Origin of the sequence: Corynebacterium bouchesdurhonense, from assembly GCF_900078305.2 — a bacterium.
Classification (GTDB): domain Bacteria; phylum Actinomycetota; class Actinomycetes; order Mycobacteriales; family Mycobacteriaceae; genus Corynebacterium; species Corynebacterium bouchesdurhonense.
Genome location: NZ_LT546027.1, coordinates 89,163 through 112,193, shown reverse-complemented (window position 1 = coordinate 112,193; position 23,031 = coordinate 89,163). Strand labels below are relative to the sequence as shown.

The 23,031-nt window shown below is 70.6% G+C and carries 21 protein-coding genes and 1 pseudogene; 16 read left to right on the top strand and 6 right to left on the bottom strand.

Annotation, left to right across the window (positions count from 1 at the left end; all coding sequences use genetic code 11):
* Nucleotides 1-20 precede the first annotated feature (20 nt).
* The 3 genes from BN4252_RS04175 to BN4252_RS04165 form a co-directional block, all read right to left on the bottom strand.
* A complete protein-coding gene (locus tag BN4252_RS04175) occupies nt 21-1,439 on the bottom strand; it encodes an exonuclease domain-containing protein (protein WP_066526235.1) in 1,419 nt (472 codons plus the stop codon).
* A 62-nt stretch (nt 1,440-1,501) separates the two neighbouring features.
* The gene (gene glgX / locus BN4252_RS04170; protein ID WP_066526231.1) at nt 1,502-3,664 is read right to left on the bottom strand and encodes a glycogen debranching protein GlgX; all 2,163 of its coding nucleotides are present in this window, start codon (nt 3,662-3,664) and stop codon (nt 1,502-1,504) included.
* Between the two features lie 43 nt (nt 3,665-3,707).
* The gene (locus tag BN4252_RS04165) at nt 3,708-4,256 is read right to left on the bottom strand and encodes a TetR/AcrR family transcriptional regulator (protein WP_066526229.1); all 549 of its coding nucleotides are present in this window, start codon (nt 4,254-4,256) and stop codon (nt 3,708-3,710) included.
* Between the two features lie 176 nt (nt 4,257-4,432).
* On the opposite strand from BN4252_RS04165, the gene BN4252_RS04160 reads away from it, so the two are divergent.
* The 16 genes from BN4252_RS04160 to BN4252_RS04085 all read left to right on the top strand — a co-directional run bounded on the left by BN4252_RS04160 (nt 4,433) and on the right by BN4252_RS04085 (nt 20,196).
* Nucleotides 4,433-5,164 (top strand): hypothetical protein, encoded by a 732-nt coding sequence (locus BN4252_RS04160; protein ID WP_143341162.1) that lies wholly within the window; start codon nt 4,433-4,435, stop codon nt 5,162-5,164.
* Between the two features lie 5 nt (nt 5,165-5,169).
* Complete coding sequence (locus BN4252_RS04155; RefSeq protein WP_066526223.1) at nt 5,170-5,661, top strand: hypothetical protein; 492 nt, start codon at nt 5,170-5,172, stop codon at nt 5,659-5,661.
* Nucleotides 5,662-5,950: 289 nt separating this feature from the next.
* A complete protein-coding gene (gene hisD, locus BN4252_RS04150; protein WP_066526220.1) occupies nt 5,951-7,261 on the top strand; it encodes a histidinol dehydrogenase in 1,311 nt (436 codons plus the stop codon).
* Nucleotides 7,258-8,355 carry a histidinol-phosphate transaminase gene (locus BN4252_RS04145; protein WP_066526218.1) on the top strand — a complete coding sequence of 366 codons (1,098 nt, stop codon included), beginning with the start codon at nt 7,258-7,260 and terminating at the stop codon, nt 8,353-8,355. The genes hisD and BN4252_RS04145 overlap by 4 nt, the downstream gene beginning before the upstream one ends.
* Nucleotides 8,348-8,950, top strand: a complete 603-nt coding sequence (hisB, locus tag BN4252_RS04140) for an imidazoleglycerol-phosphate dehydratase HisB (RefSeq protein WP_066526210.1) — start codon at nt 8,348-8,350, stop codon at nt 8,948-8,950. Before BN4252_RS04145 ends, hisB begins: the two co-directional genes overlap by 8 nt.
* A gap of 24 nt (nt 8,951-8,974) precedes the next feature.
* The gene (locus BN4252_RS04135; RefSeq protein WP_230208567.1) at nt 8,975-10,294 is read left to right on the top strand and encodes an MFS transporter; all 1,320 of its coding nucleotides are present in this window, start codon (nt 8,975-8,977) and stop codon (nt 10,292-10,294) included.
* 15 nt (nt 10,295-10,309) lie between these two features.
* Nucleotides 10,310-10,954 carry an imidazole glycerol phosphate synthase subunit HisH gene (hisH, locus tag BN4252_RS04130; RefSeq protein WP_066526206.1) on the top strand — a complete coding sequence of 215 codons (645 nt, stop codon included), beginning with the start codon at nt 10,310-10,312 and terminating at the stop codon, nt 10,952-10,954.
* A 34-nt stretch (nt 10,955-10,988) separates the two neighbouring features.
* Nucleotides 10,989-11,786 (top strand): bifunctional 1-(5-phosphoribosyl)-5-((5-phosphoribosylamino)methylideneamino)imidazole-4-carboxamide isomerase/phosphoribosylanthranilate isomerase PriA, encoded by a 798-nt coding sequence (priA, locus tag BN4252_RS04125; RefSeq protein WP_066526203.1) that lies wholly within the window; start codon nt 10,989-10,991, stop codon nt 11,784-11,786.
* A 26-nt stretch (nt 11,787-11,812) separates the two neighbouring features.
* Nucleotides 11,813-12,643 (top strand): inositol monophosphatase family protein, encoded by an 831-nt coding sequence (locus BN4252_RS04120; RefSeq protein WP_066526198.1) that lies wholly within the window; start codon nt 11,813-11,815, stop codon nt 12,641-12,643.
* A complete protein-coding gene (gene hisF / locus BN4252_RS04115; RefSeq protein WP_066526195.1) occupies nt 12,634-13,407 on the top strand; it encodes an imidazole glycerol phosphate synthase subunit HisF in 774 nt (257 codons plus the stop codon). Before BN4252_RS04120 ends, hisF begins: the two co-directional genes overlap by 10 nt.
* Complete coding sequence (gene hisI, locus BN4252_RS04110) at nt 13,408-13,770, top strand: phosphoribosyl-AMP cyclohydrolase (protein ID WP_066526182.1); 363 nt, start codon at nt 13,408-13,410, stop codon at nt 13,768-13,770.
* A 3-nt stretch (nt 13,771-13,773) separates the two neighbouring features.
* Nucleotides 13,774-14,463, top strand: a complete 690-nt coding sequence (locus BN4252_RS04105) for a TIGR02234 family membrane protein (RefSeq protein WP_066526179.1) — start codon at nt 13,774-13,776, stop codon at nt 14,461-14,463.
* Nucleotides 14,464-14,527: 64 nt separating this feature from the next.
* A complete protein-coding gene (locus tag BN4252_RS04100; protein WP_066526172.1) occupies nt 14,528-15,358 on the top strand; it encodes an indole-3-glycerol phosphate synthase TrpC in 831 nt (276 codons plus the stop codon).
* A 46-nt stretch (nt 15,359-15,404) separates the two neighbouring features.
* Nucleotides 15,405-16,298 (top strand): prolipoprotein diacylglyceryl transferase, encoded by an 894-nt coding sequence (gene lgt, locus BN4252_RS04095; protein ID WP_066526170.1) that lies wholly within the window; start codon nt 15,405-15,407, stop codon nt 16,296-16,298.
* A 26-nt stretch (nt 16,299-16,324) separates the two neighbouring features.
* Complete coding sequence (pyk, locus tag BN4252_RS04090; protein ID WP_078056757.1) at nt 16,325-17,752, top strand: pyruvate kinase; 1,428 nt, start codon at nt 16,325-16,327, stop codon at nt 17,750-17,752.
* Nucleotides 17,753-17,778: 26 nt separating this feature from the next.
* Nucleotides 17,779-20,196 (top strand): excinuclease ABC subunit UvrA, encoded by a 2,418-nt coding sequence (locus BN4252_RS04085; protein WP_066526164.1) that lies wholly within the window; start codon nt 17,779-17,781, stop codon nt 20,194-20,196.
* Here the strand turns inward: BN4252_RS04085 and BN4252_RS11415 are convergent.
* From BN4252_RS11415 to BN4252_RS11630, 3 genes and pseudogenes are all read right to left on the bottom strand, one after another.
* Nucleotides 20,193-20,597, bottom strand: coding sequence for an aminotransferase class IV (locus BN4252_RS11415; protein ID WP_230208566.1), 405 nt, complete (start codon nt 20,595-20,597; stop codon nt 20,193-20,195). The genes BN4252_RS04085 and BN4252_RS11415 overlap by 4 nt on opposite strands.
* A 53-nt stretch (nt 20,598-20,650) precedes the next feature.
* Nucleotides 20,651-20,983 carry a hypothetical protein gene (locus BN4252_RS11410; RefSeq protein ID WP_230208565.1) on the bottom strand — a complete coding sequence of 111 codons (333 nt, stop codon included), beginning with the start codon at nt 20,981-20,983 and terminating at the stop codon, nt 20,651-20,653.
* A pseudogene (locus BN4252_RS11630) lies at nt 20,976-23,031 on the bottom strand (chorismate-binding protein). Before BN4252_RS11630 ends, BN4252_RS11410 begins: the two are co-directional and overlap by 8 nt.

Genomic DNA, 23,031 nt, shown 5'->3' with positions numbered 1-23,031 from the left:
CCCCAAAGGTCTTGCCGGATTCAGGCGTCGAGGCCGAGGGCGTCCAGTAACTGGGCGGCCTGCCAGATCTTGATGTCCTGGCCCTTGTCCCGCAGCTCCCGGGCCCGCTTCTCTTTGCTGGTCATGGTCGCCCACTCGCCGGCCACCAGGATGGTGGTTTTCTTGGTCACGTTCTTACCTACCTGGCCGCCCAGCTCGGCGATGCGGGACCACAACTCGCCCTTGTCGTGGGGCTCGAAGTCCCCGGTGAGCGTGACGTTCTCGCCGTAGAGCGGTGAATCCGGGTCCGCGTCTGGGTTGGGGTCGGGCACCGTGTCCGGGGTGGCCACGGCCTGCCACGGGGCCGGGCCGCGCTGGTTTCCCCCGCTGCTCTCCACGCCGCGTCCGCGTCCGCGCGTCGCGGGGGCGTCGCCGGGGCCGTCCTGGTTGCTACCCCGCGGCTCCACCACCGCGTTGACGGCGGCGGCGGTGTCGCCGGTGGCGGCCACCCGGCTGGCCTGCAGGGCGCGGGTGGCGCCGGAGCGGTCGCGCAGCACCGGGGTGACGCGGTCCGCATCGATAGAGCCGAGTGCGAAGCCCGCGTCGTGCACGAAGCTCATCAGCGAGCCTTCATGGGCGGCGCGGCGCGCCAAGCCGACCATAATCCCTGCGCAGGCGGCGGCGTCCGCCGCTGCGTCGTGGTGGTTGTCCAGCGCCACGCCGAAGAATTCCGCGAGCGTTGGCAGCCGGTGGTTGACCACCTCCAGCTTGGTGGCGCGGGCCTGGGCGAGGGAGCAGGCGAACATGAGTTCCGGCACCTCTCGGCCGGCGGCCACGCACGCAGTGCGCAGCGCCGTCGCGTCGAACTGCGCGTTGTGGGCCACCAGTGGCAGCTCGCCGACGAACTCGCGCAGCTGTCCGATGAGCTCGCCCACCTCGGGCGAGCCGGCCACCGCCTCGGCGGTGATGCCGTGGATGCCCACGTTGAAGGGGTCGAACTCGTCCATGCCCGCTGGTGGGCGGCACAGCCAGGATTCGCGCGCCACCTCCTCGCCGTCCACGATGCGCACCAGGCCGATTTGGCAGATGGAGCCCCAGTTCTGGTTGGCCGTCTCCACGTCGAGCGCCACGAAGTCGAAGCCGGGGATGCCCGCGCCGCCCGCCACCGGCTCGGCATCCGGGGCATCACCCCGGCACGCCCCCGCAAGCAACGCGGCAAGCGCCGCTGGGCCCTCCGCATCCCCGGGGGAAAAGCGCACCGTGCGCTCGCCGTCCTCGGTGGTGATGCGCAGCGCATAGGGGGTCCAGGCGTCGCCCTCCACCACGGCGGTGCCGGTGATGGCGGCGACGGGGATGCGGGTGTCGCCCGAGTTGCCGGCGAGGGAGGCGGTCAGCGCGGTGGGCGTGAGAATCACGTCCTCATGTGTCACGGAAACTCGTGTGCCGTGTGCTGCAATCACTTCTCGCCTTCCTTCTCGCTGGTGTTCGCCCACTCAGGGTAGCGTCGCCAAGCAGAAGCCCCCTACTCCGCCTGTTTGAGCACGAGCGTGGAGCGGGCCGGCACCACCGTGGTGTCCCCGGCGGCCAGGGAGACCGCCTCGGATGGGTAGCCGAGCGGCTCGGTGGTGTCTACCAGCACCTCCCAGCGGGCCCCGAATTCCGCCGGCGGAACGGTGAACTCAATGTCCTCGAAGTGGGCGTTGAACATGAGGATGAACGAGTCGTCCGTCACGCGGCGGCCCCGGCGGTCGGTCTCGGTGATCGCCTCGCCGTTGAGGTAGACCGTCAGCGCCTTGCCGAAGGCGGAGTCCCAGTCCTCCTGCGTCATCAGCCGGCCGTCCGGCACCAGCCAGGCAATCTCGCGGTCGCCCGCGTCGGTGCCCAGCGCGCCGCCCGCGAGGAAGCGGCGGCGGCGGAAGATCGGGTGCTCGCGGCGCAGGGAGATCAAACGCTTGGTAAAGCCGTGGAGTTGCTCGGCCTCCTCCAGGCGGTCCCAGTTCATCCACGCGATCTCGTTGTCCTGGCAGTACACGTTGTTGTTGCCGCCCTGCGTGCGCGCGAACTCGTCGCCGTGCGCGAGCATCGGCGTGCCCTGGGAGAGCAGCAAGGTGGTGAGGAAGTTACGGCGCTGCTGCGCGCGAAGGCGCTGCACCTCCGGGTCGTCCGTCGGGCCCTCCACGCCGCAGTTCCAGGAGCGGTTGTGGCTCTCGCCGTCCCGGTTGTCCTCGCCGTTGGCCTCGTTGTGCTTCTCGTTGTAGCTGACCAGGTCGTTGAGGGTGAAGCCGTCGTGCGCGGTGATGAAGTTGATGGACGCCGTGGGGCGGCGGCCGTTGTGCTCGTAGAGGTCGGACGAGCCGGTGAGGCGGGAGGCGAACTCGCCCAGGGTGGAGGACTCGCCGCGCCAGAAATCGCGCATGGTGTCGCGGTACTTGCCGTTCCACTCGCTCCACAGCGGCGGGAAGTTGCCCACCTGGTAGCCGTTCTCGCCCACGTCCCACGGCTCGGCGATGAGCTTGACCTGGCTCACAATCGGGTCCTGCTGAACCAGGTCGAAGAAGGTGGCCAGCCGGTCCACGTCGGAGAACTCGCGGGCGAGGGTTGAGGCGAGGTCGAAGCGGAAGCCGTCCACGTGCATCTCGGTGACCCAATAGCGCAGCGAGTCCATGATCAGCTGCAGCGAGTGCGGGTCGCGCACGTTGAAGGAGTTGCCGGTGCCGGTGTAGTCCATGTAGTGGAACTTGTCCCCGTCAACCAGGCGGTAGTAGGCCTCGTTGTCGATGCCGCGGAAGGCGATGGTGGGGCCCATGTGGTTGCCCTCGGCGGTGTGGTTGTACACCACGTCGAGGATGATCTCCATGCCGGCCTCGTGGTAGGCGCGCACCATGTGCTTGAACTCCGCCACGGCGTCGCCCGGTTTGCCCGCCGAAGCGTAGTCATACTCCGGGGCGAAGAAGCCGAAGGTGTTGTAGCCCCAGTAGTTGCGCAGGCCCAAGTCCCGCAGCCGGTCGTCCTGGTAAAACTGGTGCACCGGCAGCAGCTCCACGGAGGTCACGCCCAGGTCTTTCAGGTACTCCACCATCGCCGGGTGGGCCATGCCCGCGTAGGTGCCGCGCAGGTGCTCCGGCACATCCGGGTGGGTCTGCGTCATGCCCTTGACGTGGCACTCGTAGATCACCATCTCCTCGTCGGGGATGTTCGGCGAGCGGTCATCGCCCCAGTCGAAGAACGGGTTGATCACCACGGAGCGCATGGTGCGGCCGAGCGAGTCCTCCTCGTTGCGGCCCTCGCCCGGCTCCTCGGCGTTCGGGTCGTACGAGAAGAGGGAGGAATCTTTTTCGAACTGCCCGTCAAAGGCCCGGGCGTACGGGTCCACCAGCAGCTTCGACGGGTCGCAGCGCTTACCGTTCTGGGGGTCCCACGGGCCGTGGACGCGGTAGCCGTAGCGCTGGCCGGGCGCCACCCCGGGTAGGTACGCGTGCCAGACGTGGTTATCCACCTCGTCCAGCTCAACGCGCGTTTCCGCGCCCTCCCTATCAATGAGGCACAGCTCCACCCGTTCGGCGACGGAGGAGAAGATGGCGAAGTTGGTGCCCGCACCGTCGTAGGTCGAGCCGAGCGGGTACGCGGAGCCCGGCCACACCTCGATGGGGTCTGCGTGCTGGGCCTCGTTGGGAGTTTCAGTCATGCCGTCTAATCGTAGTGCACACCCCCGACACGTCCCGTGTGGCTCACTCGAGCCCGCTGAGCAGGAGCGTCACGGCGCGCGAGTGGTCGGCCGCGAGCTCGTCCGCGTCTACCGGCCCACCCTCGCCGGTGGCGGCGGCGAGCTGCGCGCCGGATTGCTGCACCGCGGTGCCGCCGAGCGTGAGGTGGAGGAGCCCGCGTGCCGCCGCGCGCAGATCGCTTGTCGACGCCCCCTTTGGAGCCGCCGCCGCCACCGCCGACTGGAATGCCCTGTCCAGCCCCGCGCCCACCCCGGAATGCGGCTGCGAGATCGCGGCTACCACGATCTCGGCGCCGTCGCGCACCGCCAGCACGCACTCCCTGAGGCGCTCGCTCAGCTGCGCGGGGTCGGCTGGCGGTGCAGCCAAGAGGGGGGCCACGATCGCCTCCGCCATCCACGCCACGAGCTCCTGCTTGCTCTCCACGTGCCAGTACAACGCTCCGGGGGCCACACCGAGGTTCGAGGCGATGCGGCGCATGGAGACGTCGGCCAAGCCGAACTCGGCGAGGATTGCCAACGCCGTGTCGGTGATGGAATCCCGGGACAGCTGCATGCCTGCACACTCTAGGCCACCGCGGGCGGCGCCCGGGCCAGCTCTGCCTGTCCGCGAGCTCACAGAAACTAGGCAGACAATTGTCAAGGGGGGGGCACGCGGCTGCCAGTGGGGCGTTGTTACACTCTCGGTCACGGCCCCGCCGCAACTACTGCCAAAACTGAGGAGAAGATCTAGTGAGGCTTTCGAACACCCCGATGCGGACGGCCGCAGCGGCACTGTCCGTGTGCGCGATGGCGCTCACCGTGAGCGCGTGCGGCTCCGAGGAGGAGACGCAGTCCGGGGGGCTTTCCACCGCGGCGACCGCGCCGGGCGGGGCGACCAACCCCGCCGAGCCTGCGGCCCAAAATGGCGGCGAGGGCGGCGAGGCGGACGCTTCGAAGCCCGCTGACGGCTCGGGGGCTGCGTCGACAAGCAAGGCAAAGAACAAGGGCGACAACCCGGGCGAGCCCCAGGGCGGCAATGGTGACCCGGCCGCTATTCCCTCCCTGGTCAACCCGTTCGCGGAGGGTGACCTGCAGGTACCCACCTACGAGCCGATCTCGGGCGGCAAGGAGGGCTCCGAGGCCGACCGCCGCCAGATGGAGGAGACGGTGCGGGCCATCACCAACCCGGACTCCTTCGCCACCTGGACCCGCACGATCCTGGACAACTCCTGCGCCGCCGTGCGCGAGCCGGCAATGAAGCAGTTTGAGAGCCAGGGCCTCACCCTGGACATGGTCGAGCAGATCATGCAGCAGCAGGGTGAGGGCATCGAGATTCCCAAGACCGAGGTGAGCCTGTCCGACGTCCGCGTGGACGGCAACCGCGCCTCCGCCACCGTGACCTCGAACACCCCGAGTGGCCCGGCCTCCCAGGTGCAGCTGTTTGCCAAGGAAGACGGCCGTTGGAAGGTCTGCACCGACTAGCGGATATGACCAACCAGCCCACGCGAGTCGAGCCCCCGCACCGCCCCCGCATCCCGCGGGAGATCGGCGAGGGGGCCGGTTTGCTTGCGGCGGCGCTCCTGCTGGCGCTCGCGGGCGGCGTGGTCTGGGCGCTGGTTCGACCGGCCTACACGGTGCGCCTGCATGACGGCGCGGCGGTGGTGGATCAGGCGGCGAGCGGGAACAACGTCGAGTTCGCGGCCCTAGGGTGGTTCGCCGTGATCACCGCGGTGATCGGCGTGCTGCTGGCCGCCATCGCGCTGCGGCAGGAGCGGGTGGGATCTACCCGCAGCGGGCTGGCGCAGCTATGGTGGCTCCTGCTCGCGGCCGCGGCCGCGGCGCTGACCGCGTACGCCTGCGGGGACATCGCTGCGCGGATGTTGCACCCCATCCCGGGGCACGGGGGGCACGGGGAGCACGGTGCGGCGGGGGGGGGGCGCCAGTCTTGGCGAGTGCTGGAGGGAGCTGGACGTGTGTGATCAGTGTGATGATTACGGCCGGGACCGCACGCGCGTGCGGGGTGGGGGCGGCGCGTAGGGTCGTCGGCAGCGTCAGGTGGGTATAAGAGACTGGGGGGCACGGGGAGCACGGTGCGGCGGGGGAGAGCGGGCCGTTTACGGTTGCCCCGAGCGTGGCGCCCGGGGTGGTGCTTTTGGTCGCGCCGTTTACCGCGTCCTTGCTCTACTGGGTTAGCCGAGTCATGCGTGTGGGGGAGGGCCACTAGTATCGGGTGAGTTAGCTAACTCACTCTATGCGCTGGGAGGCACCATGCTGCGCGTCACCGATCTGCGGGGGACAACCCCCACCACCTCCGAGTTGCGCAGACTGCTCCCGCGCGGCGGCACGGACGTCAATGCCGTGCTGCCGGCCGTCGCCCCGATCGTGGAGGCGGTGCGCGAGGGCGGTGCCGAGGCGGCCCTGGGCTACGGCGAGCGGTTCGACGGCGTCCGCCCGGAGTCGGTTCTGGTGCCGCGCGAGGTGATCGAGGAGGCGGAGCGCGGGCTCGACGGCGCGGTCCGCGAGGCCCTGCACACGGCCATCGGCCGCATCCGCGCCGTCCACGCCGCGCAGAAGCCCGAGCCGCACACCACCACGCTGGCGGACGGGGCGACGGTGACCGAGACCTTCGTGCCGGTTGCCCGCGTGGGCCTCTACGTGCCCGGCGGCAAGGCCGTCTACCCCTCCAGCGTGTTGATGAACGTCATCCCCGCGCAGGAAGCCGGGGCGCAGTCCATGGTGGTCTGCTCGCCCCCGCAGGCGGAGTACGGCGGCTGGCCGCACCCCACCATTCTCGCCGCGTGCGCCCTGCTGGGCGTGGACGAGGTGTGGTCCGTGGGCGGCGCCCAGGCGGTGGCGCTCATGGCCTACGGCGACGACGCGCGCGGCCTCGAGCCGGTGGACATGGTCACCGGGCCCGGCAACGTGTTCGTCGCGGCGGCGAAACGCGTGGTCAACGGCGTCGTGGGCATCGACGCCGAGGCCGGCCCCAGCGAGATTGCGGTGCTGGCCGACGAGACCGCGGACGCGCGCCTGGTCGCCCTGGACATGATCTCCCAGGCCGAGCACGACGAGAACGCGGCCAGCGTGCTGATCACCGATTCGGAGGAGTTGGCGGAGCGGGTGCAAGTAAGCGTCGGCAAGCATGCTGCGCACACCCTGAATGCCGAGCGGGCCGCGTCCGCGCTGGGCGGGGAACAATCCGGCATCGTGCTGGTCAGCGACCTAGACGCCGCGGTCGCGGCCGCGAACGCGTACGCCGCGGAGCACCTCGAGATCCACACGCGCAACCCGCGGGAGGTCGCCGCGCGCATCACCAACGCCGGCGCGATCTTTATCGGCCCTCACACCCCGGTGCCGCTGGGGGATTACGCCGCCGGCTCCAACCACGTGTTGCCCACGTCCGGCACCGCGCGGTTCAACGCGGGCCTGTCCACCCACACCTTTCTCAAACCGGTGAACCTCATCGAGTACAGCCGCGAGGCGCTGGGCGAGATCGGCCAAGACATCATCACCCTCGCCGCCGAGGAGCAACTGCCGGCGCACGGCGAGGCCATCGCGGTGCGAATGGAGCAGGAATGACAACAGCAATCACCCTTGCCGACCTGCCGCTGCGCACCGAACTGCGCGGCAAGAGCGCGTACGGCGCGCCGCAGCTCGAGGTCCCAGTGGCGCTGAACACCAACGAGAACCCGTACCCGCCGTCGCAGTTGCTTATCGACGATCTGGTGGAGCACACCGCCAAAGTGGCCAGCGGCCTCAACCGCTACCCGGAGCGCGACGCGACCGCGCTGCGCGACGCGCTCGCGGCCTACGTCTCGCGCCAGACCGGGGTGGCCGTCACCCGCGAGAACGTGTGGGCGGCCAACGGCTCCAACGAGGTGCTGCAGCAGCTGCTGCAGGCCTTCGGCGGTCCGGGCCGTAGCGCCATGGGCTTCACGCCGAGCTACTCCATGCACCCGATCCTCGCCGCCGGCACGCAGACAGAGTTCATCGCCGTGCCCCGCGGGGCGGACTTCCGCATCGACGTGGACGCGGCGCTGGAGGCCATCCGTGAGCACCAGCCCGACATCGTCTTTGTCACCTCACCCAACAACCCGACGGGGGATGTCACCGCGCTCGGCGACATCGAGCGTATCGCGGCCGCGGCGCCGGGCATCGTGATCGTGGACGAGGCGTACGCCGAATTCTCCCCGTCCGCCTCCGCGGCGACGCTGTTGGACCGCTACCCGGCGAAGCTGGTGGTCTCGCGCACCATGAGCAAGGCCTTCGACTTCGCCGGCGGGCGCCTGGGCTACTTCGTGGCGCACCCGGCCTTCATCGAGGCGGTCATGCTGGTGCGCCTGCCGTACCACCTCTCGGTGCTCTCCCAGGCCGCCGCGATCGTGGCGCTGCGCCACGCCGACGAGACCCTGGCCACCGTGGAAAAGCTGGCCCGCGAGCGCGACCGCGTCCAGGCGGAGCTTGGCGCCATCGGCTACGATGTCGTGCCGAGCGAGTCGAACTTCCTGTTCTTCGGGCAGTTCGACGACGCGCACGCCGCCTGGCAGGAGTTCCTGGACCGCGGCGTGCTGATCCGCGACGTGGGCGTGGCCGGCCGGCTGCGCGTCACCATCGGGCTTGACCACGAGAACGATGCCTTCCTGCAGGCCGCCAAGGAGGTTTTTCATGGCTGAGAGAATCGGTGCCGCGCACCGCACCACCAGCGAGTCTGACATCGAGGTCAAGCTCAACCTCGACGGCAGCGGCAAGGTGGACGTGTTCACTGGGCTGCCGTTTTTCGACCACATGCTCAACGCCTTCGGCACGCACGGGGCGTTCGACCTGACGGTGAAGGCCACGGGCGACATCGAGATCGACGCGCACCACACGGTGGAGGACACCGCGATCACGCTGGGTTGGGCGCTGGCGGACGCGGTGGGGGATAAGGCCGGCATCCGCCGCTTCGGCTCCATGGCGATGCCGATGGATGAGGCGCTGGTGGAGGCGGTGGCCGACATCTCCGGGCGGCCGTACTTTGTCATGCACGGCGAGCCGGAACACATGCAGTGGCAGAACATCGGCGGCCACTACGCCACGGTGATCAACCGGCACTTTTTTGAGACGCTGGCCTACAACGCCCGCATCACCCTGCACGTGAACGTGCGCTACGGGCGGGACCCGCACCACATCACGGAGGCCGAGTACAAGGCGGTGGCCCGCGCGCTGCGCGAGGCTGTGAGCATCGACCCCGGCATGCGGGGCATCCCATCGACGAAAGGCGCGCTCTAAGCGCCGGAAAGGAAGGTCCGTTTCGTGGCTGGCAGGATCGCGCGATCGCGCGCGCTACTGACCCGAGCGGAAGTTGACTCGCTGCCCAGCGTGTGGCGCGCCCGCGGCCTTATCCCCGTGCTCATCGCGGTGGGTTCGGCGTTCGGAGCGTGGTCGTTCCTCCTGCCCGTGGTTCCCACCGCGGTGATTGACGCCGGCCTGCCCGAGACCCTGGCGGGCGCGAGCACCGGCGTGTTCATGCTGGCAACCGTGCTAACCCAGGTGGTCACGCCCTGGCTGCTGCGGACGGCGGGGTACCGGGCCGTGATGGTGGCGTCCTCCCTGCTGCTGGGGGCGCCCGCCTTCGGCTACATGCTGGGGATGGAGCCGGGGATCCTGCTCACCATCAGCGCGGTGCGCGGCGTCGGCTTCGGCGCGCTGTCGGTGGCGGAGGCCGCGATCATCGCCGAGCTCGTCCCGCTGCGGCTGCTCGGCAGCGCCACCGGCGCGCTGGGCTTGGTGGTGGGCGCGGCGCAGATGGTCGCCCTGCCGCTCGGCCTCGGCCTCGTTTCCGTGGTGGGGTACAACGGCGTGTACGCGATCGGCGCCACCGTCGCCCTGATCTCCCTGTTCGCCGCGTTGCTCATCCCGGCCATCCCCGCGCCCGAGGAGGAACCCGCCGCGGCGGGTGCGGTGCGCGTGCCCACGTGGCACCTCGTGCTGGTGCCGGCGCTGGCCCTGATGTTCATCACCACGGCCTACGGCGCCATCACCAGCTTCCTGCCCGCCGCGATGCGCGACCTCGACCCCGCGCGCGGCGCCGCGCTCGGGGGCCTGCTGCTCGGCGTGCTCAACTTCGCCGCCATGGTTGCCCGCTACTTCGCCGGCCGCGTCATGGACCGCAAGGGCGAGCCCGGCACCGTGCTCATCCCGTTCCAGATCGCCGCGGCAACCGGCGTGCTCATGATGGCCGTCATCCTCGTCATGCAGCTGCCAGTGTGGACCATGTTCATCGCCGCCGCGTTCTACGGCGCCGGGTTCGGAGCGACGCAGAACGAGTCGCTGACCATGATGTTCTACCGCCTGCCGCGATCGAAGTCCTCGCAGGCCTCCGCCATCTGGAACATCGCCTTCGACGGCGGCACCGGGCTCGGCTCCACCTTCTACGGCATGCTGCTGACCACCATGGCCTTCGCCCCGATGTTCGGCATCGCCAGCGGCGTCATCGTCCTCGGCCTGGCGGTCACGCTGCTTGACCGCCGCCTCGGCCGCCACCGGGTGGTGGAGGTGGGGAACCTGGCCGCGCGCCTGAAGTCGGTGCAGGCGCCGCGGCGCTACCGCACCGCCCAGCAGCCCCGCGAGTAGCTACACTGGCTGCCCATGAGTGAGCAACCGTCCGTGGCGCTTTTAGACTACGGCGCCGGCAACATCCGTTCCGCCCAGCGCGCCCTCGAGCATGTGGGCGCGCGAGTCGAGGTCACCGCGGACCCGTCCACCGCCATCGAGGCCGACGGGCTGCTTGTCCCGGGGGTGGGCGCATTCGCGGCCTGCATGCGCGGCCTCAACGCCGTGTCGGGCGCGCGGATCGTGGGCCAGCGGCTGGCCGGATCCCGGCCGGTGCTCGGCATCTGTGTGGGTATGCAGGTGCTCTTCGAGCGCGGTGTGGAGCACGGGGTTGATGCTGCGGGGTTGGGGGAGTGGCCCGGGAGCGTCGACAAGCTCGAAGCCCCCGTTTTGCCCCACATGGGCTGGAACACCGTGGAGGTGGCGCAGGGCAGCGAGATGTTCGCCGGGCTCGCGCCGGACACGCGGTTCTACTTCGTGCACTCGTACGCGGCGAGGGAGTTCCCGCTGGAGCGCGACGAGTACATCGCGTACCCGAAGGTGACGTGGGCCCAGCACGGGCCGAGCCGGTTTGTGGCGGCGGTGGAGAACGGGCCGCTGTGGGCCACCCAGTTCCACCCGGAGAAATCCGGGGACGCCGGGCTGGCACTGCTGGAAAATTGGGTACGCACGCTGAGCTAGCAGGGCTCGCGGGCGAGCAGCTACCATGAGCCGCATGAGTTTCACACTGCTGCCCGCCGTCGATGTGGTCAACGGCCAGGCGGTGCGCCTGGACCAGGGTGCCGCCGGCACCGAGAAGGAGTACGGCTCGCCGCTCGAGGCGGCGCTGCGGTGGCAAGAGCAAGGGGCGCAGTGGCTCCACTTCGTGGACCTCGACGCGGCGTTCGGCCGCGGCTCCAACCACGAGCAGATGGCCGAGATCGTGGGCACGCTCGACATCGCGGTCGAACTCGCCGGCGGCATCCGGGACGACGCTTCGCTTGAGCGCGCGTTGGCCACGGGCGCGCGGCGCGTCAACATCGGCACCGCCGCGCTGCGGGACCCGGCGTGGGCGCAGCGGGTGATCGAGCGCTACGGCGACAAGGTGGCCATTGACCTGGCCGCGCGGGTGGAGGACGGTCAGTGGCGCGCAAAGTCCGAGGGCTGGACCGCGGACGCGGGGGATCTTTGGGAGGTGCTCGAGCGTTTCGACGCCGCCGGGTGCGCCCGCCTGGTGGTCACCGACGTGAGCAAGGACGGCACCCTTGCCGGGCCGAACGTCCAGCTGCTGCGCGACGTCTCGGCGGCCACCGACGCGGCTGTCACCGCCTCCGGCGGCATCTCCAGCGTGGACGACGTGGTGGCACTGGCCCGCCTCGAGCACGAGGGCATCGACGCAGCCATCATTGGCAAGGCGCTCTACGAGCAGCGCTTCACCCTGGCCGAGGCCCTCGCCGCCGTGGAGGCAGCAGGGGAGGCCGCAGGGGATGCCGCTGGCGGGGCGGGCGTTGCCGGCGCGCCCGGGGCCGAGTAGGAATCGCGCGGGAGTTGACGGGGCACATGGGCGGCCGCGGCGCCGAGCTCGCGCGCTACGCGGCGGTAGCCGAGGCAGCGGTGGATGAGGCGCGCGGCATCTTCGTCTCCCACCTTGGGGCCGCGCCCGCCCTGGCAAAGGATAAGGGTGACTTTGCCACCCAGGCGGACCTGCAGATCGAGGCGTTGCTTCGTGAGCGGCTCGCCGCATCCACCGGGATCGACGTGTACGGCGAGGAACACGGCGGCCGGCTCAACCCCGACGCCTGCTGGGTGGTGGACCCCATTGACGGCACGTCGAACTACTCCTCCGGCAACCCCAACTGCGCCATCCTGGTGTCCCTGATCCTGGGCGGCCAGCCGGCGGTGGCGGTGACCGATATCCCGCTGCTGGGGATGCGGATAGCGGCCGAGGCCGGTGGCCCCCTGCGGCTGAACGGAGAGGCCCTGCCCCCGCTGAGCGAGGCGAACCGGTCCGCGGCCGCGCAGGTGGGCGTGGGCTCGGTGGGCTCCGATGACAGGCAGCAGTTCCCGGCCCCCGTGCGCCTCGCCCTGATTGGCCAGCTGGCGGAAACCGGGTTGCGGCCCCGCATCTCCGGCTCTGTGGGCGTGGACCTTGCGTTTGCGGCGCTGGGCATCTACCGGGCCTCGGTGAGCTTCTCGCCCCACGTGTGGGACAACGCCGCAGGTGTCCTGCTCGCCCGCAGCGCTGGCGCCGAGGTGACCGACGCGGCCGGGAAGCACTGGGAGCTCGGCTCGGTGGGAGTGATCGCGGGAGCGCAGGCGGCGCACCGTAGTGTTGCGGATACGATGAACCGCGTTCAGCGCGACAGCACGCAAGGAGCACGATGGCAGTAGCAGTGAGGATCATCCCCTGTCTCGACGTGGACAACGGGCGGGTGGTCAAGGGCGTGAACTTTGCCAACCTGCGCGACGCCGGGGACCCGGTGGAGCTGGCGAAGCGCTACGGCGAGGCCGGCGCGGACGAGCTGACCTTCCTCGACGTCACCGCCTCGAAGCAGGGCCGCGGCACCATGCTCGAGGTGGTGCGCCGCACCGCGGAGCAGGTGTTCATCCCCCTCACCGTGGGCGGCGGCGTGCGCTCCACTGAGGACGTGCGCGAGCTGCTGCGCGCCGGCGCGGACAAGGTGAGCGTGAACACCGCAGCCATCGCCCGCCCGGAACTGCTGCGGGAGCTGAGCTCCCAGTTCGGGGCGCAGTGCATCGTGCTCTCTGTCGACGCGCGCCGGGTGCCTGAGGGCGGTACGGCCCAGCCATCGGGCTTCGAGGTGACCACGCACGGCGGCACCCGCTCGGCGGGCATCGACGCCGTGGAGTGGGCGCGCACCGGCGAGCGCCTCGGCGTGGGCGAGATCCTGCTCAATTCCATGGACGGGGACGGCACCAAGGAGGGCTTCGACCTGGAGCTCATCCGCCGCGTGCGCGAGGCGGTGTCGATCCCGGTGATCGCCTCCGGCGGCGCCGGCCGGGCGGAGGACTTCCCGCCGGCGGTGGAGGCGGGCGCCGACGCGGTGCTGGCCGCGTCCATTTTCCACTTCGGCGAGGTGTCCATCGCGGAGGCGAAGGCGCAGCTGCGGCGCGCGGGATACGAGGTGCGCTAGATGGCACAGCAGACCAACCCCGCGGACTACGAGCTGGACCCGGCAATCGCCGCGCGGCTGAAGCCGAACGAGCGCGGCCTCGTGCCGGCGGTGGTGCAGGCGGCGGGCACCGGCGAGGTGCTGATGATGGCGTGGATGGACGAGCACGCCCTCGCGCATACCCTGGCCACCCGCCGCGGCACGTACTACTCGCGCTCGCGCGGCGAGTACTGGGTTAAGGGCGCGACCTCCGGAAACGTGCAGCACGTGGAGTCGGTGGCGCTGGACTGCGACGGGGACACGCTGCTTATCCAGGTCACCCAGACGGGCGGCGCGTGTCACACCGGGGACCGCACCTGCTTCGACGCGGACGTGTTGTTGTAGCGCATGGCGGGAAGGGAGATGCAGGTGGATAAGGGCCTCAGCCGGCCGGGTGCGGCACTGATCGGTGCCGGCGCGGTGCTGCTCGGCGCGTTTTCGCGCGGCACGTGGGTCACGGCGCAGTACGCGGACCCCCTCGCCGGCGGCGGGTCTGCCGCGATCCGCGGCGCGGAGTGGTCTACGGAAACCACGGCGGTTGCCCTCCTGCTGTTTGTGGCCGCGATCGGAGCTTTTGCTTTTCGACGCCCCCTTCGCCGCGCCTCCTCCGCCATCGCCGCGCTCGGCGCTTGTGGGGCCGCCATCCCGCCGGCGTTGCTGCTGGCAAGCGGCGCGGACACCGGCCGCGTGCACGCCCTGCTCACCGCGGGGTCCGACGCCGCGCAGACCGGGCCGGCCTCCAGCGGCATCTCCGAGTGGGCCGAGATCACCCAGGCCTCGGTGAGCGCGCTGGGCCCCGCCCTGTCTGTGGCGGGCTGCGCCCTGGCGGCCGTGGGCGGGGTGGTTGTGCTGGTGCGCCCTGGCCGGGACGCGCCGAAGCAGAACAAGTACGAAAAAGAGGCAGTGCGCCGCGCCCGCCTCGAGGAGGACATCCAGGCGCGGCCGGATTCGGGCCGCGTGATGTGGGACGCCCTCGACGCGGATATTGATCCGACTGAGCAGGGGCCGGGGGGCTCTGGCAAGCAACAAGCTCCCTAATTTCGGGATCGGCTGCGGCGCCAGCTAACGTGGGGAGTGCATACCCTGGAAGAGGGAGGTGGAGATGCTCGCCCCGAACGCCGACCCCGACACCGCAAGCGCCGTGGTTGCCGGCGTGCTGCGGGACGTGGCCAAGCGCGAAGCCGCCGTTTCCTTCCGGGAAATCAAGGCGCGCTCGCGCGCCATGCCCCCGACGCGCGACGCGCGGGCGGCGCTTTTGCGCGGCGGCTGCGGGGTGATCGCCGAAATCAAACTCAGTTCGCCCGTGTTTGGGCCCACGGGCGTTGCGAGGGGGGATATTGCGGACGTGGCCCGGGCGATCGAGGAGGGCGGCGCGCACCTGATCGCCTGCCAAACCGAGCGGTTGCGGTTCGACGGCTCGCTGCAGGACATGCGGCTGGCGCGGGAGGCGGTTGAGCTGCCGATGGTGTGCCGCGACGTGATCGTGGACCCGTACCAGATCCACGAGGCCCGCTGCTACGGCGCGGACATGGTGCCGCTGCAGGTGGGAATCCTGGAGGAGGCGCGGCTGAGCGCGCTGCTGGACCGCGCCGAATCCCTGGGCATGGTGGTGATGGCCGAGGTGCGCACCCCGGAGGAGGCGGACCGGGCACTGAAGGTGGGGGCGAGCGTGATCGCCGTGAACTCCTGGACCTTCGACACCAACGACCTGCACCGCGGCGCGTTCGCCGAGATCGCGCCCGGGCTGCCCAGTGAGGTGATCAAGATCAGCCTCGGCGGCGTGCAGACCCCGCGCGATCTGATCGACGCCGCCGCGTGCGGCGCGGACGCGGTGCTCGCCGCGGAAGCCATCATGAGCGGCGACAACGTACGCGCCGCCACCCGGGCGCTGGCCGCTGCGGGGCAGCACCCGGCCTGCCCGTCGCGCCGCTGAAGGGCGCGGGCCGGGACCGCGGGGAGGGTCGGGCATACTGTGTGGCGTGGAAACGATGATCCTGGCTAATATCCCCTCGCCGCCGCAGGGCGTGTGGCACATCGGGCCGGTGCCCATCCGCGCCTACGCGCTGTGCATCATGGTTGGCATCGTGGTGGCCATGTGGATCGGCGTGCGCCGCTACGAGGCGCGCGGCGGCGACCCGGACACGGTGTGGGACGCGGCGATTGTGGCGATCCCGGCCGGCATTATCGGCGGCCGCCTCTACCACGTGATTACGGACCACCAGAAGTATTTCGGCGAGGGCAAGAACCCGTGGCAGGCGTTCAACATCAGCGCCGGCGGCCTGGGCATCTGGGGGGCGGTGGCGCTCGGCGCGCTCGCGGTGTGGGCCTTGATGCGCCACAAAGGGCTCCCGTTTGCGCCGCTTGCCGACGCGCTGGCGCCCGGCGTCATCCTCGCTCAGGGCATCGGCCGGCTAGGCAACTGGTTTAACCAGGAGCTCTACGGCGCACCCACCGACGTGCCGTGGGCGCTGGATATCTACCAGCGCGTCGACGAGGCGGGCCGCTACGCGCCGCTGACGGGCCGCTCTACCGGGGAGGTCATCGCCAGCGTGCACCCCACCTTCCTCTACGAGCTCGTGTGGAACGTGGCCGTCTTCGCGCTTTTGATCTGGGCGGACCGCCGCTTTCGGCTGGGCCGCGGCCGGGTGCTGTGGCTCTACGTGGCTGGCTACACCTTCGGGCGCTTCTTCATCGAGTTGATGCGCGCGGACGAGGCCACTCTCATCCTGGGCCTGCGGGTGAACACCTGGGTCTCGGGCATCCTGTTCATCGTGGCCGTGGCCATGTTCCTGCGTACCCGCGGCCCGCGCGAAACGCCGCAGGAAGTTGACCCGAACGGGCCGCTGAGCGCCACTTCCGCCGCCGAGCGCTGAGGGCAAATCTGAGTAAGGTGGGCGGCGTGAATAGAAGAACGAAGATCGTATGCACGCTCGGCCCGGCTGTGGCGAGCAAGGACGCTATCTTGGGGCTCGTTCGCGAAGGCATGGATGTGGCCCGCCTGAACTTCTCGCACGGCGATTACCCCGACCATGAGCAGAACTACCGCTGGGTGCGCGAGGCCACGGACGAGTCCGGCCACGCGGTGGGCATCCTGGCGGACTTGCAGGGGCCCAAGATCCGCCTCGGCCGCTTCGAGGGCGACGGCAAGACGGTGTGGGAGACGGGCGAGATCGTCCGCATCACCGTGGATGACGTGGAGGGCACGCACGACCGCGTTTCCACCACCTACAAGAATTTGGCGCAGGACGCGAAGCCGGGGGACCGCCTGCTGGTGGACGATGGCAAGGTGGGCTTGATCTGCCGCGAGGTGGACGGCAACGACGTGGTCTGCGAGGTCACCGAGGGCGGCCCCGTCTCCAACAACAAGGGCGTGTCCCTGCCCGGCATGGATATTTCCGTGCCGGCGCTGAGCGAGAAGGACAAGGAGGACCTCCGTTTCGCACTGCGCCTCGGCGTGGACATGATTGCCCTGTCCTTCGTCCGTTCGCCGTCGGATGTGGATCTGGTCCACGAGATCATGGACGAGGTTGGCCGGCGCGTGCCCGTGATTGCCAAGCTGGAGAAGCCCGAGGCGGTGGACGCACTCGAGTCCATCATCTTGGCCTTCGACGCGGTGATGGTGGCCCGCGGCGACCTCGGTGTGGAGATCCCGCTGGAGCAGGTGCCGCTGGTGCAGAAGCGCGTGATCCAGATCGCGCGGGAGAACGCGAAGCCGGTGATCGTCGCCACGCAAATGCTCGACTCCATGATCGAGAACTCCCGCCCGACCCGCGCCGAGGCCTCCGACGTGGCGAATGCGGTGCTGGACGGCGCAGACGCGGTGATGCTCTCCGGCGAGACCTCGGTGGGCGTGAACCCGCGCAACGTGGTCCGCACCATGAGCCGCATCGTCCGCTCCGCCGAGAGCATGGGCAGCGTGCCGCCGCTGAACCACATCCCGCGCACCAAGCGGGGCGTGGTGTCCTACTCCGCCAACGACATTGCCCAGCGCCTCAACGCGAAGGCGCTGGTCACCTTCACCACCTCAGGCGACACCGCCCGCCGCGTGGCGCGCCTGCACCCGGAGCTGCCGCTTCTGGTTTTCACCCCGGTGCAGCAGGTGCGCTCCCAGCTCGCGGTGACGTGGGGCGTGGAGACGTTCCTGTGCGCGGACGTGCACAACACCGACGACATGCTGAGAACGGTGGATGACATCCTGCTGGCGATCGACGAGTACAAGGAGGGCGACACGATGGTGGTGGTCGCGGGCATTCCGCCGGGGGTTACGGGCACCACGAACACCATCCACGTGCACCAGCTCGGCGAGGACACGCGCAACCCGCTGTAGTGCCCCGCGTGGGTAGGTTGGGTGCCATGCCTGATTTCCCAGCCATTCAGATTCGAGACGCCCACCTGCACAACCTGCGCAACGTGGACGTGGACATCCCCCGTGGCGCGCTCGTCGCCGTCACCGGCGTGTCGGGCTCGGGGAAGTCCTCCCTCGCATTCGGCACGATCCACGGCGAGGGGCAGCGCCGCTACTTCGAGTCCGTCGCCCCGTTCGCCCGCCGGCTTATCGGCTCGGCGGTAGACCCGCAGGTGAGCCAGGTGGAGGGCCTGCCGCCCACGGTGGCGCTGCAGCAGTCCACCTCCGGGGGTGGGGCGCGCTCCACCGTGGGGACTATCTCGGCGCTGTCCAACAGCGTCCGCTTGCTCTACTCCCGCGCCGGCGACAACCCGCACGGCCTGTACTCGGACTCATTCTCGCCGAACACCCCCGAGGGCATGTGCCCCACGTGCCAGGGCACGGGCGTGGTGCACGAGCCCACGGAGCGCTCGATGGTGCCGGACCCCACCAAATCCATCGAGGAGGGCGCGATCGCGGCGTGGCCCGGTGCTTGGGCGGGCAAGAATTTCCACGACATCCTGGCCGAGCTGGGCTTTGACCTGGATTCGCCGTGGCAGGACCTGCCGGAGCGGGACCGGGAGTGGATCCTGTTCACCGACGAGCGCCCGGTGGTGACGGTGAAGCCGCACCGCGGCGCGGATCAGATCCAGCGCAACTACCAGGGCACGTGGCGCTCGGTGGCCAGTTACCTGACCAAGACGCTGGCGGAGACGCAGTCCGAGCCCCTGCGCAAGCGCACCCTGTCCTTCATGGAGTCGCGGGTGTGCGAGACGTGCGGCGGCCGCCGCCTGAACCCGCTCGCGCTCGAGGTCACGTACGCGGGCCTGGCCATCGACGAGCTGGGCGCGCTGCCGCTGGAGCGGGTGGCGGAAATTTTGGGTGAGCGCACCGCGCCGGAGAATTCCGCGGAGCACCTGCTGCTTCGCCAAATCGTGCCGGCGCTGCAATCCGCCCTCGACCTCGGCCTGGGCCACCTGAGCCTGGACCGCCCGGCGCAGACCCTCTCCGCCGGCGAGCTGCAGCGCATCCGGCTGGCATCCCAGTTGCGCTCCGGCCTCTTCGGGGTGGCGTACGTGCTGGACGAGCCGTCCGCCGGCCTGCACCCCACCGAGCGCGAGGCGGTGCTTGAGACCTGCCGTCGCTTCATCGACGCCGGCAATTCCGTGCTCCTAGTGGAGCACGACATGGACCTCGTGGCGCAGGCGGACTGGCTGGTGGATGTCGGCCCGCTCGCCGGCGAGCTCGGCGGCCGCGTGGTGTATTCGGGCCCGGTGGGCGAGTACGACGCCGATACCCCGACCGCCCGCGCGCTCGCGAATAGGGGGCTTTCGCTTCTCGACGCCCCCCGCGCCGCCACCGCATCCCTCACCCTGCACGCCACCAACGCGCGCAGCATCGAGGACCTGGACGTGAGCTTCGGCCTGGGCCAGTTCACCGCGGTGGCGGGTGTGTCCGGCTCCGGCAAGTCCACCCTGGTCAGCACGGTGCTGGCCGGCGTGCTGCGCCAGGCCGCGGCCGCCGACGATGAGGAGGACGAGCTGGAGTTCGGCCAGGAGGAACGCTGGTCCGTCGCCTCCGCCGACGGCCTCGACCAGGTGAGCCGCATGGTGCAGATCACCCAGAAGCCGATCGGGCGCACCCCGCGCTCGACGTTGGCCACCTACACCGGGCTCTTCGACGACGTGCGCAAGCTCTTCGCCGCCACCGACGAGGCGAAGCGCCGCCGCTGGACCGCCTCGCGCTTCTCGTACAACGTCAAGCAGGGTCAGTGCCCCACCTGCGGGGGCGCCGGACAGATCGAGGTGGAGCTGGTCTTCCTCCCCGGCTCCTACACCACGTGCCCGGATTGCGGCGGCGCGCGCTACAACGACGAGACCCTCGAGGTGACCTGGAACGGCCGCACCATCGCGGACGTGCTGGGGCTCACCGTGGACGAGGCGGCCGAGGTGTTCGCCGAGGAACCTCGGGTGCTGCGCGCGGTGGAGACGCTACAGGCGGTTGGCCTGGGCTACCTGCGCCTGGGCCAGGGCGCGCCGGAGCTCTCCGGCGGTGAGGCGCAGCGCATCAAGCTGGCCACGGAGCTGCAGCGCTCCCGCAACTCCCGCCGCGGCCACACCGTCTACCTGCTCGACGAGCCCACCACCGGCCTCCACCCGGCGGACGTGGCGCTCCTCGTCACCGAGCTCAACAGCCTGGTCGACGCGGGCCAGACCGTCATCGTGGTGGAGCACGACCTGTCCGTGCTGGCCCAGGCGGACCGGGTCATCGAGATGGGGCCGGGCGCGGGCGCGCACGGCGGGCGTATCATCGCCGACGGCACCCCGGCCGAGGTGGCGCAGGGCGACACCGCCACCGGCGCCGCGCTGCGCTCCCGCGCGGTCTAGGCAAACCCGCCCCACCACCAGGACTGCCACTCGGCGACGTCCGGGTGTGCGGGCGGGCGCACGGTCACCCCACCAGCCGCGCGCAGCTCGGTGACGGGGCTGATGCCGTGTAGGGAGTTCAGGAACCACAGGGGGTGCGAGGCCGCGAACTCGGGCGTGAAGCGGCGCCGCTCGACGCGCGCCCCCGCCTCCCGCGCGCGGCGGGCGACCTGGCGCAGGGTCACGCTCGGCAGCCACACACCGTCCGGCACCATAAGCGCCGCGCCGTCCCAGGCGGCGAGCGCGCCGGTGGTGGTCTCCAGCATCGCGCCGGTGGAGTCCACAATCACCGTGTCGTCGGTGCCCGCGAGCTGGTGGCGGGTGCGGAAGGCGCGCAGGGCGCCGAAGTCTGGCCCCTTCACCTCGGGGCGTGTGCGGGGGTCGCCGGCGCGCGGGGAGGGGGGGCGGGCGGCCCTTATTCACATCTTGCGCCGCCCGCGAGCCTTAGCGGGTAGGGGGCTGGGGGGGGCGCGTCGCCGAGGTGCGCCCGCCCGCACACCCGGACGTCGAGAAGCAAAAGCCCCCCGCTTTGCGCAATGCGGGGGAAGAGCTCCCCCTCGGCGATCAGCGGGAGCATGGCGTCGACGAAGCCCGCCGGCAGCGGGCCGGCCGCGGCCTCGAAGCGGGCGAGGTGCAGGTCCAGGCCGTTGGCGCGGCCGTGCGAGTGCCGCCACGAGTCAGCGACCTCGAGCGGCGCGCCGGGGAAGTCGCGGGGGACGAACCCGCCGTGCCAGGCGTAGCTACGCATCCCAGGCCCCCAGCACGGAGCTGGCCTTCAGGTCCCGCTCGGCCAGCTCGGCCGCGGGGTCGGAGTCCAGGACGATCGCGCCGCCCGCGCCGACGGTCACCTCGCCGGCACCCGAGCGCACCGCGGCGCGGATGACCACGGAGAGGTCAGCCTGCCCGTCGAAGCCGAAGTAACCGAGCGCGCCCGAGTACACCCCGCGCGGCCCGGTCTCGAGCAGGTCGATGATCTCGCAGGTGCGCACCTTCGGCGCCCCCGTCATGGACCCGGGCGGGAACGCGGCGCGCACGGCGTCCACCGCGCCCACGCCCGTGCGCAGCCGGCCAGTGATAGTGGAGACCAGCTGGTGCACCGTGGCGTAGCTCTCCACGGCCATGAGCTTCGGCACGCGCACGCTGCCGGGCTCGCACCCGCGCGAGAGGTCGTTGCGCAAAAGGTCCACGATCATGAGGTTCTCGGCGCGCGTCTTCGGGTCCGCGGCGGGCCGCGCCGGGTCCTCGCCCGCCGCGAGCGTGCCCTTGATCGGCTTCGTCTCCACCGCGCGCCCGCGCACGGTGAGGAAGCGCTCGGGCGAGGCGCTGGCCACCTCCACGCCGTCGAACACCAGGTGCGCGGCGTACGGCGCTGGGTTGTGGGCGCGCAGCGCTGGGTAGAGCTCGCCCTCGGCCCGCGCTGTGTACGTGTCCGTCAGGCACACCTCGTAGCTCTCGCCCGCGCGCAGCAGTTCCTGCGCCCGCTCGATGCGCTCGAGGTATCGCTCGCTGCGCCAGGAGCCATTGCTTATCGACGCCCCCTCCGCAGCCGTATCCATCCGCACCGTGATCCTGCCGCGTGCCGCACACCAAAACAGTGATGTATAACCCGTCTATGAACCTCTTGCGACCCGTATTCGATCTTTTCAAATCCGTACTGCACATCCCCCACAACCGACCCCGCGTTCCCTAGCCGGCAGCGTCAGTTGTGGAAACGAGACGGCCCGCCGCTTCCGCCGCCTGCACCACCCGCTCGAGCCGGTCCAGCAGGGCGTCGCTCTCGCGAGTCCCTGGGCTGTGCGCGTGCTGCAGGCAGCACAGGTGCGCCGTCTGCGAGGCGTGGTCGTAGACGATGAAGGACTGCGGGCGCACGAAGTAGGCGTCCGGATACGGCGAGCGGGGCGACAACCGCACCGGCAGGGGGAGCTCGGCGCACTCGTAGCCCAGGGAGCCCACAACCCCGCCCGTGAACGGCAGGTCCGGCGCGTCCGCCACCCGCGCGGCCAGCTCGCGTTCGAGGGTGTCGAAGATGTCCGGGGTGTCCCCCAGCCGGTAGCGGTAGCTGCGGCTGAGCTCCCCGGCGGTGTCGCCCAAGATGGAGAAGCGCCCGCGCGGATCCGCGGAGTCCAGGAAGAAGGCGTCGCGCCCGCCGCCCTCGGCGCGCAAGCCCTGGAACACCCGCTGGCAATCGAGCGGGCCCGCCACCTCGCGCCGGACGAGGCGATAACCCCCGAGGAAGTTGCGCATCATGGTCGCGCCGTGCTCGGTGAGCACCGACTCCGGGTGGAACTGCACGCCCCAGTGGGGCAGTCCGTTCACCTTCAGCGCTTGCACCACGCCGTCCTCGCTGCGCGCGTGCACGGTGCACCCGGGCACCTCGCCGACGTGCAGTGAGTGGTAGCGAACCACCTTGCAGCCCTGCGGCACGCCCGCGAAGATGCCCTCGCCGGAGTGCGTCAGCGTGGAGACGAAGCCGTGGCGCGGCTCGGGCGCGCGCGTGACCTCGGCCCCTGCGAGCATGGCCAGCCCCTGGTGGCCCAGGCATACGCCCAGCAGGGGCACCTCCGCCTGTGCCGCGGCCTCGATCACGCGCCGGGATGCGCCGAAATCCTCCTCCCGCTCGGGGGTGCCGGGGCCGGGGGAGATGACCACGTGGCTGAACTCGCCCGCGCGCACGCGCTGCGGCAGTCCGGCGGCCTCGCCGGCGGGCACCACCAGCGGCTCGCGCCCCGCCGCCTCGGCGATGAGGTGGGCCAGGTTATACGTGTAGGAATCGTAATTGTCTACGAGCAGGATCAT